The sequence below is a fragment of the Algoriphagus iocasae genome (assembly GCF_014206875.1).
GTDB lineage: Bacteria > Bacteroidota > Bacteroidia > Cytophagales > Cyclobacteriaceae > Algoriphagus > Algoriphagus iocasae.
Map to the genome: position 1 here is coordinate 311,578 of NZ_JACIJO010000002.1, position 12,740 is coordinate 324,317.

Genomic DNA, 12,740 nt, shown 5'->3' on the forward strand with positions numbered 1-12,740 from the left:
ACCTTATGAACAAAAATAATCCTTTGAGCAGAAAGAAAGAAGTGGCGCCGTTGGAATCGGCTTTTCAGGATTTATTAAAAGCATATCGTCTGGAAGCCAAATTTCAGGAAAAAAGCCTGATTCAGGCTTGGCCGGAAATCGTCGGAAAAACAATTGCCGATCGGACCACCTCCGTATTCATTAAAGAAAAAAAACTTTTTGTGAAATTGAATTCAGGTCCGGTTAAAAAAGAACTCTTGATGAATAAAGGTAAAGTTGTTTCTTTGATAGAAAACAAATTCGGGAAAGGAGTGATTGAAGATTTAGTGTGTTTCTAAAGTAAATTAGTTCTTCTCTTCAAAGTTTACTTTTTTTAACATTATAAACACTAGCAATCTTTTAGTCCCGATCCTTATTTAGTTCTCTTTCAGTATTATTGTGGGACAAAATCCATGATTAAATTACCATCAATCCATATAGGAAAACTCAGTATGCTCCTGGCCATCTTGGTCTGGCTGTCTTTGCTTTTTGTGGATTTGGTAAGACTATTCGGGATTTTAAATGAATTAGAATCCGGTATAGCGCAAGAATTCACCTGGATTCTCGAGATTCTATTCTTTCTGACGGTCTACTTTTTTTATAACTATTCCATCAATAAAAACAGTCAAACTGACTTTCTGAATCTTATTTGGCGGGCTGCGTCCACTGGTATTGTCGCAGTTATCGTCTCCATTATGATCAATCTATTCTATTCTCTTTTAGGAGATAGCAATTTGATCAATGAGCCTTTTCTGCGAAACTTTTTCTACCATGTCAACTTTGCCTTGATTTCCATATTCCTGATATCAAGTGCCTTACTTTGGAAACACCTGATCCTATATCAAAAAAGTAAAAGAGTGGTCAAGCAATGGCAAGCTTATGAGTTTGCGATGCTTGCAGCCATGTTTTTTATCTTTTTCAACAACAACTCCCTGGATTATAGCTTCCTTTTTGGCTTGGTCATCTTAGTCAGTCTGGGAATTATACTTTCTGCCAATCTTAAATGGATACCTTACCTCACATTTAGAGAAAAATGGAAGTCTCTTCTATTTCTTTTTATCATTATTATTTGCTGTGGTTACCTGTTTTATCAGGTTTTATTATTCAGCGACCGAAGTAAGTTTATCGTCAATTTGACCGATAATCTGTTTTTGGTTTCTCTTTTCAGCTTCATATTTATTTATGCGCTCTTCTGTTTTTTGGTCACCTTATTCAACTTGCCGACTTCATCAGTTTTTGAGCAAAAGCTTACTGAAGCGATCAATTTCCAGAGATTAAGTCAGTCTATTCAACCCGAAGAAAGTGAAGAACAAGTCTTAGATATTTTAGTGGACTCCTGTATGAGTGCCTCCTATGCAGATGCTGCTTGGCTTGAATTGGGAGATCAGGACAGCACCAAAGGCATTCTTCAGGAAAGATTTTTAGGAAAAGATTTAAAGGAAGAACTCAGTGAGTTGATCCAAAACCAAAAAGTAGCGCAGGACTGGGCAGTGGAAAACCGTCCAGAAAATCTGGAACCTTTGGCAATTAGGCTCAATCATAATCGCTTTGAATCCATTCTTCTTGTTCCACTAGTGATCAATAAATCAGCGATTGGAAGGATGGTGCTTTGCAAGGAAGTGAGAGATGGCTTTAACAAAGAGATGATCAACATCATCAGCACTTTTGTTCGACAGGCTTGTATCGCTGTGGAAAACCATCGACTTCTGAATCAGGCAATTCAAAATGAGCGATATCAAGAAGAATTGAAAATTGCTCAACGCGTCCAAAAATCTTTACTTCCTACCAAACTCGATCACAATGACTCTTTTGATATCTGTGCCTATTCCAATGCAGCTGATGAGGTGGGTGGTGATTATTACGACACTTATAAACTTGATGATGATAGATACGTATTGATCATCGGAGATGTCTCAGGAAAAGGTACTTCCGCGGCATTTAACATGTCTCAAATGAAGGGAATTTTCCAAAGTCTGATCCAGCTGAACCTCAGTCCAGCCCAATTCATGATCAAAGCAAACGCCGCTTTGAGCCGATGTCTCGAAAGAAATCACTTTATCACCGCTTCCATATTTCTAATCAATACTGCTCAAAAAACCGTTTGTCATGCGAGAGCTGGGCACGTCCCTACTCTGATGCATCAGGTTTTGGATAAAAAATCTGATTATCTGGGGATAGATGGCCTTGGTTTGGGCATTTTGAGAAACAAGCAGTATGAAAATCACGTTGAGGAAAAAACATTCAGTTACTCTTCAGGAGATGTATTAGTCTTATTTACAGACGGAATCGTAGAAGCAAAAAATGAGAAATCGCAGCAGTTTGGATTTGAGAGAATCCGGACTTTACTGGAAGTATATCACGAACTAAGTCCCAAAGAAATTCAAACGAAAATAATTGATTCGCTCCACGCCTATGTAGGTGGAGATGGACTGATCGATGACGATTATTCCATCATGGTCATCAAATTTTCATAACCTAAAGTAATCCGCATTTCATATGCTTACCATAGAGACATTAAAAGAAGAAAATTACGATCTGCTGATTATCAAAGGCGAGATAGATGCCAGTAACTCGGTGCTTCTCGACGAGAAAATGCAAGAGATGAAAAATACCGGTTCCAAATCGATTCTTGTAGATGGAAATGGCTTGGAATATATCTCTTCGGCAGGATTAGGCGTATTTATGTCCTATCTCGAGGATTTTCAGGAAGAAGAAATCTCTTTAAAAATATTTGCACTGTCCCCTAGAGTTTTTGAAGTGTTCAAAATCCTAGGTCTAGATCAGTTGATAGACATTTATGAAACAAAAGAAGCTGCATTAGAAGCTTAATAATGAATTATCAGTTAAAAATATATTGTAAAACCACTGCACTGGCGGACTTGAGGAGCTTTTTACAAGCGACCTTGAGAGAGCTCAAGTTATCAGACAAAGACCAGCATCAGCTGACTTTGGCGGTGGAAGAGGTATGTGCCAACTTGATCATACATTCCCATCAATGCAATGGCTCAGACCAGATTAAACTTGAAGTAAAAGAATCTCCCGAAAAAATAATCTTTGAAATAACTGACAAAGGAAAAGCTTTCAATTTATTGGATTACGAAGTTCCCGATCTCAAAAAGGTGGTCAGCGAAAAAAGAAAAGGTGGATTGGGCATCATTTTGGTAAAGACTATCATGGACGAAATAGAATTTGAGTCCGATAAAGGCCAAAATACCTGCAGACTGATCAAGTGGTTTCGATCCTAATTCTTGTTAAATCACTGACTTCTCAGCCATTTCCCTTTATTATCTGATAAATTTGTAAAATTGCACTGAATTTAAGCACCAGTTCATGAATCACCGAGCGATTTCGGCATCTGTTTTTTCTCTATTATTCGTTTTGACGACTACCTTCCCTGTCTTTGCGTGGCAAGATTCAGGTCAGGGTGAGACTTTATTGACTTTAGGCGGGGAGCCCATCGAAAAAGATGAATTGATCTATCTAATCTCTAAAGGGCAGGATTCCAATCCTACTTCTGCAGGAATGTCGAGAGATGAATTTGAAGAAAATCTCAAATTATTTATCAATTACAAACTCAAAGTGAGAGAAGCTGAAGCACTTGGACTTGATAAGACTGATGAATTTTATAGAGAATTTGAATCCTTCAAAGAAAATTTAAAATCACCTTATCTCATTAAAAACTCTTTGGAGGAAGGCGAGCTTCGCAAAGCCTATTCCAGAATGCAGGAAGTGGTGAGGGCAAGCCATATTCTGTTTCAATTCCCGGCGAATGCGAGCAAAGATGACAGTCTGATCGTATTGAGAATGGCATTGAAAATCAGAGATGAAATCAATGCAGGAGGCGATATTAACGAGTTGGCAGTTGAGCATTCTGATGATCCTTCAGCCAAAATCAACAAAGGCGATCTGGGATATTTCACAGCATTGCAAATGGTTCAGCCATTTGAGGACGCTGCATTTTCTTTACAGCCAGGTCAGGTTTCTGATCCGGTAATGACCAATTTCGGTTACCACATAATCAAAGTCTTTGACAAAAGACCAAATCCAGGCCAGGTAAAAGTTTCACATATCTTGGTGAGAATCGATGAAGAGGATCCCAACAGTGAAGATTTGGCGAGAAGAAAAGTAGCAGACATTTATACTGAGATTCAGAAAGAGAATACGATCTGGGAAGATATCGTGAAAAACTATTCTGAGGACCCATCCTCTAGCCAAAACGGGGGAATGCTTCCTTATTTCAGTGTGGGATCGATGATTCCTGAATTTGAAATGGCAGCGTTTTCATTGACAGAAATTGGAGAGGTTTCTCCACCTGTCCGAACCAAATACGGGTATCATATTTTGCGCTTAGAGGAGAAAAAACCAATTGATTCATTTGAGGACTTGGAGGAAAGCATCCGCTCAAAAATCATGAGGGATTCAAGATCCACAATGATCCAGTCCCAAGTGATGGCAATTCAAAAAGCCAGATACAACTTTGATGAAAACGAATCCTCGGTTGCAAATCTGGAAAATAAATTAAAAACATTTACCAAATCCCAACTACCGGGCGCTGTTGCCGCCAAGGGTTTGGACAATGAGGAATTGTTTACACTTCAAGGTAAAACTTACACCATGAATGATTTGGTGTCATTTATTGAAGAGGAAGAATTGAGTATCCGAGCAAAGACCACCGTTTTTGATGCTTGGTATGATCGATTTACAGCTTCTGTTTTGAATAAAGCGGAAGACGCAGATATTCTTGCCAATAATAAAGAGTACCAAATGCTGGTAAAGGAATACCATGATGGCATTTTGATGTTCTCTTTAATGAACCAGGAAGTTTGGCAAAAAGGAATTGAAGATTCTGTCGGCCAAAAAGCGTTCTATGAGGAAAACATCCAAAATTACCAATGGGATGACCGTGTTAATGCCTATGTAGTAAAGGTTTTGGATATTACCCAAGTAGATGCTGCTAGAAATCTTCTAAAAGGAAAAGAATATTCCCAAGAGCTTGTGGAAAGTTTCGAAACTGAATACAGAACCAATAAGCCTTTGGCCTATCAAACTGAAAATGGATTGATCGAATATAAAAAGCATCTGATACTTTCTCAGGCAAACTTGAATGAAAATTATCAGGAAATAGAAGCTAATGGGCATTTGCATTTGATCCTTTTGGGTCAAAAATCTCCTGCAGGACCTAAAAAATTCCATGAAACCCGAGGTTTGGTGATTAAGGACTATCAGGAACAGCTGGATAAAGCCCTGATTGATGAGTTAAAAAACAAATATCCGGTGCAAGTGAATCCTAAGGCAAAAGAAGAGGCTTTCATTTCATTGAATCAAAATTAAAGAAGACTAACTATTCAACCGAATTTTACGGATTGATCGACTACTAATGAAAATACTAAACCGATTTACGCTTACCCTTTTTGCATTTTCAATGCTGAATTCATTATCTGCTCAGGAGGCATCTACCAATAATAATGCTACCGGACAGGTTTTGGATAAAATTGTGGCAAAAGTAGATAACAATATCCTACTGGAGTCTGATGTTCAAAAGACTTATTTAGAAGCTTTGGCACAAGGACAGCAGGGAGTTACCCCTCCGACAAGATGTGAGGTTTTTGAAACCCTCATGGTCAATAAACTGATGGTGGCAAAAGCTGAAATTGATTCTGTCATGGTAACAGATGCTGAAGTGATGCTTCAGACTGATCAGCGGTTTAACATGGTGATGCAGCAGTTTGGAGGAAACGAGGAAACCCTTGCCGAGGTGTATGGGAAAACAGCAGATCAGCTAAAAGCTGAAATCGAAGAAGTCATCAAAGAACAACTGATCGTTCAGAGAATGAGAGGTAAGATTACCGAAGGAATCAGCGTTTCTCCGGCAGAAGTAAGAGAATTCTTCAAAAGCATCCCTTCCGACTCACTTCCGTTCTTTTCAGCAGAAGTGACAGTAGGTCAAATCGTCAAAAAACCAGATGTAAATCCTAAAATCAAAGAGGAAATCTTTGCAAAGTTGAGACAGTTTAAGCAGGATATTTTAGACGGGAAAGCTGATTTTGCTGATCTGGCTAGAGCTTATTCAGAAGATCCTGGATCTGGTGCTCAAGGTGGAGATTTAGGTTTTTTCAGAAGTGGGGAATTGGCTCCAGAGTTTGAAGCTACTGCGATGGAATTAAAACAAGGAGAGATTTCAGATCCTGTAGAAACTGCTTTTGGTATTCACTTGATTCAATTATTGGAAAAAAGAACTGGTTCTTATAATACCCGTCACATTTTGATGATTCCAAAGGCTTCTGAGGAGGATCTTTTGAAAGCAGAAAGATATCTCGACAGTTTAAAAACTGAAATTCAAGCTGGAAAAATCGAATTTGCGAAAGCAGCAAAAGAATACTCTGATGATAGAGGTACCTCTGATAATGGAGGTTTCTTCGTAGACCCGGCAAATAACTCAAAAAGACTGACACTTCGTACTCTTGAGGATCCAGTACTTTACTTCACTTTGGATAGCATGGAAGTAGGCACAGTAACTAAGCCTATTCGTTTCGAAGATCCAAGAGAGGGCACGAAAGTAAGAATCCTTTATTACCAGTCTAAATACCCTGCACACAGGGCTAATCTTGAGGATGATTACGAAAAAATGAAGGCAGCTACTTTGAGAAAGAAGGAAGATGAGTTGTTAAGTAAATGGTTCATCACTGCCAAAGAAGATGTATTTATAGATGTCGATCCCGCTTATGATCGATGTAAGGTGCTCCAAGAGAGGTAGCACAAAAAAAATCCCGGAATTTCCTTCCGGGATTTTTTTTTATTTCTTTCCAAATAATGCCTTTAAGGCTTTCCCGAACTGTTTGATGCCTTCTTTAAAAAATCCCTTTGACTCTTCCAACTTCGGCTCAAACTCCTCTTTCTTTTCCTTAAATTCCTTTTCCAGAAGCTCTTTTCCTTTTTTCAACTCAGCTTCCAAAGTAGTTTTATTCTCTTTCAGCTCTTTGATCTTCTTTTCAATATCTTCCTTGACCTCAGATCCGGCATCTGCGCCTTTCTTGACAAGCTCTTCTATTTTATCCCCTATTTCGCCGAGGACTTTCTCAATATCTCCTAAAGTTGATTTCTTATCTTCCATATTGAATTGATTTAAACAATTGATTCTAATCAAGTTAGTCAATTTTCTGAAAGAGTTAATCAGGAGCTGAGAATTAGATTAATTTTTCCCCTTCGATTGATTCACCTGCCTGAGTCTGCTTTTCATACAGTTCTGCATAAACCCCTCTTCGGTCCATCAACGAATTATGATTTCCTTGTTCTACTATTTTCCCATCATCCAAAACGATGATGTGATCCGCTAATTTTGCAGAGGAAACCCGATGCGAAATAATTACTGAAGTTCGGTCCTTCATAATTTTCTTCAGTGCATTTAAGATCACATTTTCAGTTTTGGTATCCACGGCAGAAAGACAATCATCCAAAATCAAAATCTTTGGTTCTTTCGCTATAGCTCGAGCTATGGAAACCCGTTGCTTTTGCCCTCCAGAAAGCGTAATTCCCCGCTCTCCAAGCATGGTTTCAAAACCATTTGGGAAATCTATGATGTTTTGATAAACATCTGCATCCTTCGCGGCCTTTTGAATTTTCTCCTTGTCTGCTGTATCCAATCCAAAAGCAATATTATTCCCAATCGAATCAGAAAACAGAAAAACATCTTGGGGAACATACCCAATCTGCTTTCTCAAGCTAGAGATTTTGTATTGGTTGATTGGCACACCATCAATTTTGATTGATCCGGAGGAAGGGTCATACATTCGCATTAACAGATTTGCAATCGTAGATTTTCCAGAACCTGTAGTACCAATGACTCCCAATGTCTGCCCTGCTTTAATTTCAAAACTGATATGATCTAAAGCTTTTATTCCCGAATCAGGATAAACAAAACTTAGATCCTCCACCAATATTCTTCCCTCAATTTCAGTTTCAATATTTTCTTTACTCAGAATGTCATTCTTCTGGTCCAAGAATTCATTAATTCGAGTTTGTGAAGCAGCAGCACGTTGTACAATACTTGTCACCCAACCCAAAGAAGTCACAGGCCAGGTAAGCATGTTGACGTAAAGAATAAATTCTGCGATAATCCCATATCCAATTTCACCGCTGATTACCTGCATTCCGCCAACATAAACTGTGATGATGGTAGAAATACCTACCAAAGCCATGATTATTGGGAAAAACAAAGCGTTTACTTTCGTAAGACGAATCGATTTTACTTTGTAATCCTCACTCGCTTCAGCAAAATCTCTGGCACTGTCTTCTTCCCTGACAAAAGCTTTGATTACGCGAATTCCGGAGAAAGCCTCTTGGACAAACGTACTTAAACCAGAAAGACTTCGTTGGATCTTTTCAGAACGCTCATTTATTAAGTTGTTGACAAAATAAATGCTCAGTGAAAGTACTGGAAGTGGCAATAAGGAATAAAGAGTCAATACAGGATTGACGGAAATCATGTAAGAAATCACCAAGGGGAATAGAATCAATAAGTTGAGTCCATACATAATCGCAGGTCCCAAGTACATTCTCACGCGGCTGACATCTTCAGTAATTCGAGCCATGAGGTCTCCGGTGCTGTTCTTTCGATAGAAGCTTAAAGGAAGATTCTGATAATGCTCATAAATTTCATTCTTCATGTCATATTCGATTCTTCTGGACATGATAATGATGGTTTGGCGGATCAAAAAGAGGAAAAAACCTCTTAAGAGTGCCATTACCAAAATCAAAATCCCAAAAACAAATACGAATTGAAGAAAAATTTCACGTGCATTTTCGCCAGCTCCGCCAAGCTCTAAAGGCTTAAAAATGGAAAAACTTTCTACCACATAATCTATGGCAAGTCTAACCAACTGCGCTGGGATAATTACGAAAATGTTAGAAATTACCGTAAATAGTATTCCCAAAAGCAATAAGCCCTTGTATTTGTATAAATACTTATTGAGTCTCCAAAGTGGTTTCACCAAATAAAAATTTTAAAATCAAGAAATAAGTTTGCAGAAACTAGATATATTAATCCTTTGAAGGCCAATAAAAGTATTTAATTTTGTATCGGCCTTTTTAACGAGGTTAAGTCCCAAATATAACACATTCTAAAAAGCTAAGTTCACATGTTAGAGATTAAAGCTACCGAAACTGTGCGAGAGGGATCCATCTTTGGACAAATCAGCACCATGGATCACGAGCAAGTCGTGATTTGTCATGACCAGCCTACTGGGCTAAAAGCAATCATCGGTATTCACAATACGGTATTGGGACCGGCACTTGGTGGTACGAGAATGTGGCCTTATGCTACAGAAGAAGAGGCAATCACAGACGTTTTAAGATTATCCAGAGGAATGACTTTTAAAAATTCCCTAGCAGGATTAAATCTTGGAGGAGGTAAAGCAGTCATTTTGGGTAATCCATCCTTGAAGAGTGAAGCTTTCTTGAGAAGATTCGGAAGATTCATCGAAAGCTTGGGCGGAAGATACGTCACTGCAGAAGATGTCAACATGAACACTTCTGACATGGAAATGATCAGAATGCAAACTCGTCATGTGGCAGGATTACCAGAAATCAAAGGAGGATCAGGAGATCCTTCCCCTGTAACAGCCTATGGAACTTACATGGGAATGAAAGCTGCTGCTAAAAAAGCATTCGGTTCTGATTCATTAAACGGAAAGAAAATCGTTGTGCAGGGTGTGGGACAGGTAGGAAAATACTTGATCGAATACCTTGTGAAAGAAGGTGCTGAGGTAATGATCACCGACATCTTTGAAGATAAATTAAAGCAGGTTGCAAAGAATACGGGAGCAACGGTTGTAGATCCTAACGTTATCTATGATCTAAACATGGATATTTATGCTCCTTGTGCTCTTGGAGCTACAATCAATGACGAAACCATTGACAGATTAAAATGTAAGGTCATTGCCGGAGCAGCCAATAACCAGTTGAAAGATGAAGCGAAGCATGGAAAAATCCTTTTGGAAAAAGGAATTGTATATGCTCCTGACTTCTTAATCAACGCTGGTGGGGTGATCAATGTAGGTGCAGAATATCTTGGAGGTTATATCAAAGAGATTGTGTATCAGCAAACAGAGAAAATATATGACACTTGTTTTGGCATTTTAGAAAAGTCAGAAAAAGAAAATATCCCAGCTCAACAAGCTGCTATCGAGACTGCAAAAGCCAGAATTGAAGCAATGGGCAGAGTCAAATTACCTTTCTAAGGTCCAAAATGATTCATTTTAAACCACCGAAAAGCAATTTTCGGTGGTTTTTTTGTCTATATAGCCATGGGTATACCCCATGCAAATTCCCTATATTTGCAACTCCATTTCTAAGATATGCTAAACAGAAGAATACTAAGGGTCAAGGCATTCCAAAACCTTTATGCTTACGAGCAATGTAAAGGGTCAAACCTCAATTTGGCCAAAGATTTTATTAAAGAATCTTTTTTACCGGATCTCAACAGTATGGAGGTTCAGGATAAAGCTGCTCTAAACGAAGAGGCAAAACTAGCCGTGAAACTATTCGAAGAGAATCTCGGAAATACTCAAACTCTGAATTCGAGCGAAGCCTCCACAAAAGTTAAAAAAGTTGTTTTAGATGCACTTAAGCAATTTAAAGCAGCAAATGAAAAGGATAAAGAATTCCTTTTGAAAAACATGGTAGTCTCTGCGGAGCGAATTCCCCAGCTTTATTTATTGGCAATCGAGTTACTTCAGGCATTCGCAAAACATGTCGGCAAAGAGTTTGACAAAAAAATGAGATTTAATGGAGGCGATCCAGCTGGATTTGCAAATGATTTAAATCTGGCCAATAACCAAGTGCTGAAACATATTCGCGAGTCTGATGCTTATAAAGCAGCAGTCGCAAGAAATAATGCAAACTTGGATGACTTGGAACTGGAAATAAGTGAATGGTTTAGAGATTACGTCAAACCGTCTGAAGAATACCAGGCTTATATTGGGATTTCTAACCCTACATTGGAGCAGGATTTTGAGATTGCAGACACGCTTTTAAAGAAGATCATATTTAAGAATGAGGTTATTCTTAATTATTTTTCTGAAAAAGACTTAAACTGGACTGAAAACAAATCCGTTGTAAGGAGTTTAGCATCAAAGGTGTTGAAAAATTCTTCCTTATTAGATGATGAAGAAAGCAATCAACTTCCGGAGATTGCAATGAACTGGGATGAGGATAAGGAGTTTTTTCAAAATATCTTTAACTTCACCATCGAGAGTGATGCAGAAAGTAAGGCTTTGATTTCGCAAAAAACCAAAAACTGGGATATTGAGAGACTTGCATTTACAGATAAAATCATCATCTCAATGGCTTTGGCAGAGATGAAAAATTTTCCAAGCATCCCTGTCAAAGTAAGTATTAACGAATACATTGACATTTCCAAGACATACAGCACACCAAAAAGTAAGCAGTTTGTCAACGGATTATTAGATGTCATGTCAAAAGAACTAACCGAAAGTGGCGAAATCCGTAAAAGCGGAAGAGGACTTTTGGACAATAAATAATATAATTATGAGCAAGAACAGCAGCAACTCCCTTTTAGCTTTCCTTGTAGGAGCTGGAGTAGGTACAGCAATAGGAATACTTTTTGCGCCTGATGCAGGTGAAAACACCCGTGATAAATTGACTTTTAAGCTTTCGAAGTATAAGAAAGAATTAGAAGATCTAATCACTGAATTAGTAGAAGGAAAAGAAACTCACTTCAACGAAGCTAAAAGTGAAGGAAAGCGAGTAATCTCGGAAGCAAAGAACAAAGCCGAGAATTTGTTGAATGACGTGAATAAGTTAATCGATCAAATAAACCAAGGAGACAACTAATATGAAAATCAACATGTTGAGTGCAGCAGCTCTATCCCTTTGCCTTGCGTTGGGAACTGCCTGCAGCCAAAAAACCGACCAAGATGCTAAGATTAAGGCATTGGAAGAAAAAATTGCCGCTTTAGAAACGAGCAATACCTCTGTTACCCCTGTGAATGCGCAAGCATCTCAAGTGGCGGATCCAAGTACCTTAGGCCAATTCCAATTCCCAGAAATGGAATATGATTTTGGTAACATCAATGAAGGTCAGATTATTGAGCATGAATTCAGCTTTACAAATACAGGAGAAGCGCCATTGGTAATTTCCAATATCACTGCTTCTTGCGGATGTACGACTCCTGACTGGACTAAAACTCCTATTAAACCAGGAGAAGAAGGATTTGTAAAAGTTGTGTTTAACTCCGCTTCTAAAAAAGGAGCACAGGCTCCAACTGTTAGTATTCAGGCAAATACCAACCCAACTGTAACTCGTTTGAGAATGAAGGGTACAGTTACACCTAAAATAGCTGGGGCAGCGGCTCCAGTAGGACCAGTTAAAAAATAAGCATGTTTACTACAGTATTGGCACAGGCCGCCGCAGGTGGTGGCGGCATTCTCGGACAAGTTTTCCTGTTCGGTTCTATTATTCTGATTATGTATTTCTTTATGATCAGACCACAGCAGAAAAAACAAAAGGAAAGCAAAAAATTTATTGAAGAAATCAAAAAAGGGGACGAAGTGGTTACTATTGGTGGTCTTCATGGAAAAGTAAGTTCCGTAGACTCTGATACCGTTGTCCTTGAGTTAGATAGAGGTTTGAAAGTAACCGTTGAGAAATCAGCGATTTCATTGGACTTCTCCAAAAAAACGACTACAAGTAAATAAGTTGAATT

The 12,740-nt window shown here is 38.5% G+C and carries 13 protein-coding genes; 11 read left to right on the top strand and 2 right to left on the bottom strand.

Annotated features, from left to right (window positions below):
* Positions 1-5: 5 nt before the first annotated feature.
* The 6 genes from FHS59_RS08790 to FHS59_RS08815 all read left to right on the top strand — a co-directional run bounded on the left by FHS59_RS08790 (position 6) and on the right by FHS59_RS08815 (position 6,772).
* Entirely contained in the window at positions 6-317 is a 312-nt protein-coding gene (locus FHS59_RS08790; RefSeq protein ID WP_184494776.1) for a DUF721 domain-containing protein, read from the top strand.
* A 114-nt stretch (positions 318-431) separates the two neighbouring features.
* The gene (locus FHS59_RS08795; protein WP_184494777.1) at positions 432-2,492 is read left to right on the top strand and encodes a GAF domain-containing SpoIIE family protein phosphatase; all 2,061 of its coding nucleotides are present in this window, start codon (positions 432-434) and stop codon (positions 2,490-2,492) included.
* A gap of 22 nt (positions 2,493-2,514) precedes the next feature.
* Positions 2,515-2,847 carry an STAS domain-containing protein gene (locus FHS59_RS08800; RefSeq protein WP_184494778.1) on the top strand — a complete coding sequence of 111 codons (333 nt, stop codon included), beginning with the start codon at positions 2,515-2,517 and terminating at the stop codon, positions 2,845-2,847.
* Between the two features lie 2 nt (positions 2,848-2,849).
* Positions 2,850-3,263, top strand: a complete 414-nt coding sequence (locus FHS59_RS08805) for an ATP-binding protein (protein ID WP_184494779.1) — start codon at positions 2,850-2,852, stop codon at positions 3,261-3,263.
* An 85-nt stretch (positions 3,264-3,348) separates the two neighbouring features.
* On the top strand, positions 3,349-5,349 hold the full coding sequence (locus tag FHS59_RS08810; RefSeq protein ID WP_184494780.1) for a peptidylprolyl isomerase: 2,001 nt from the start codon (positions 3,349-3,351) through the stop codon (positions 5,347-5,349).
* Positions 5,350-5,395: 46 nt separating this feature from the next.
* Positions 5,396-6,772, top strand: a complete 1,377-nt coding sequence (locus tag FHS59_RS08815; protein WP_184494781.1) for a peptidylprolyl isomerase — start codon at positions 5,396-5,398, stop codon at positions 6,770-6,772.
* Positions 6,773-6,811: 39 nt separating this feature from the next.
* On the opposite strand, the gene FHS59_RS08820 is transcribed toward FHS59_RS08815, so the two are convergent.
* Both FHS59_RS08820 and FHS59_RS08825 read right to left on the bottom strand, forming a co-directional pair.
* Positions 6,812-7,129 carry a hypothetical protein gene (locus FHS59_RS08820; RefSeq protein ID WP_184494782.1) on the bottom strand — a complete coding sequence of 106 codons (318 nt, stop codon included), beginning with the start codon at positions 7,127-7,129 and terminating at the stop codon, positions 6,812-6,814.
* Positions 7,130-7,202: 73 nt separating this feature from the next.
* A complete protein-coding gene (locus FHS59_RS08825; protein WP_184494783.1) occupies positions 7,203-9,005 on the bottom strand; it encodes an ABC transporter ATP-binding protein in 1,803 nt (600 codons plus the stop codon).
* A 147-nt stretch (positions 9,006-9,152) separates the two neighbouring features.
* Between FHS59_RS08825 and FHS59_RS08830 the strand changes: the two genes are divergently transcribed.
* The 5 genes from FHS59_RS08830 to yajC all read left to right on the top strand — a co-directional run bounded on the left by FHS59_RS08830 (position 9,153) and on the right by yajC (position 12,732).
* On the top strand, positions 9,153-10,253 hold the full coding sequence (locus FHS59_RS08830) for a Glu/Leu/Phe/Val dehydrogenase (protein WP_184494784.1): 1,101 nt from the start codon (positions 9,153-9,155) through the stop codon (positions 10,251-10,253).
* 117 nt (positions 10,254-10,370) lie between these two features.
* Entirely contained in the window at positions 10,371-11,555 is a 1,185-nt protein-coding gene (gene nusB, locus FHS59_RS08835; protein ID WP_184494785.1) for a transcription antitermination factor NusB, read from the top strand.
* Between the two features lie 7 nt (positions 11,556-11,562).
* A complete protein-coding gene (locus FHS59_RS08840; protein WP_184494786.1) occupies positions 11,563-11,868 on the top strand; it encodes a YtxH domain-containing protein in 306 nt (101 codons plus the stop codon).
* A 1-nt stretch (position 11,869) separates the two neighbouring features.
* Positions 11,870-12,412: a DUF1573 domain-containing protein gene (locus FHS59_RS08845; protein WP_184494787.1), complete on the top strand. Its 543-nt coding sequence runs from the start codon at positions 11,870-11,872 to the stop codon at positions 12,410-12,412.
* A gap of 2 nt (positions 12,413-12,414) precedes the next feature.
* The gene (gene yajC / locus FHS59_RS08850) at positions 12,415-12,732 is read left to right on the top strand and encodes a preprotein translocase subunit YajC (RefSeq protein WP_184494788.1); all 318 of its coding nucleotides are present in this window, start codon (positions 12,415-12,417) and stop codon (positions 12,730-12,732) included.
* Positions 12,733-12,740 lie beyond the last annotated feature (8 nt).

Bases quoted from the DNA above. Each gene is read 5' to 3' on its own strand.
- FHS59_RS08790 (WP_184494776.1), top strand. From the start codon at position 6: ATGAACAAAAATAATCCTTTGAGCAGAAAGAAAGAAGTGGCGCCGTTG.
- FHS59_RS08795 (WP_184494777.1), top strand. From the start codon at position 432: ATGATTAAATTACCATCAATCCATATAGGAAAACTCAGTATGCTCCTG.
- FHS59_RS08800 (WP_184494778.1), top strand. From the start codon at position 2,515: ATGCTTACCATAGAGACATTAAAAGAAGAAAATTACGATCTGCTGATT.
- FHS59_RS08805 (WP_184494779.1), top strand. From the start codon at position 2,850: ATGAATTATCAGTTAAAAATATATTGTAAAACCACTGCACTGGCGGAC.
- FHS59_RS08810 (WP_184494780.1), top strand. From the start codon at position 3,349: ATGAATCACCGAGCGATTTCGGCATCTGTTTTTTCTCTATTATTCGTT.
- FHS59_RS08815 (WP_184494781.1), top strand. From the start codon at position 5,396: ATGAAAATACTAAACCGATTTACGCTTACCCTTTTTGCATTTTCAATG.
- FHS59_RS08820 (WP_184494782.1), bottom strand. From the start codon at position 7,129: ATGGAAGATAAGAAATCAACTTTAGGAGATATTGAGAAAGTCCTCGGC.
- FHS59_RS08830 (WP_184494784.1), top strand. From the start codon at position 9,153: ATGTTAGAGATTAAAGCTACCGAAACTGTGCGAGAGGGATCCATCTTT.
- nusB (WP_184494785.1), top strand. From the start codon at position 10,371: ATGCTAAACAGAAGAATACTAAGGGTCAAGGCATTCCAAAACCTTTAT.
- FHS59_RS08840 (WP_184494786.1), top strand. From the start codon at position 11,563: ATGAGCAAGAACAGCAGCAACTCCCTTTTAGCTTTCCTTGTAGGAGCT.
- FHS59_RS08845 (WP_184494787.1), top strand. From the start codon at position 11,870: ATGAAAATCAACATGTTGAGTGCAGCAGCTCTATCCCTTTGCCTTGCG.
- yajC (WP_184494788.1), top strand. From the start codon at position 12,415: ATGTTTACTACAGTATTGGCACAGGCCGCCGCAGGTGGTGGCGGCATT.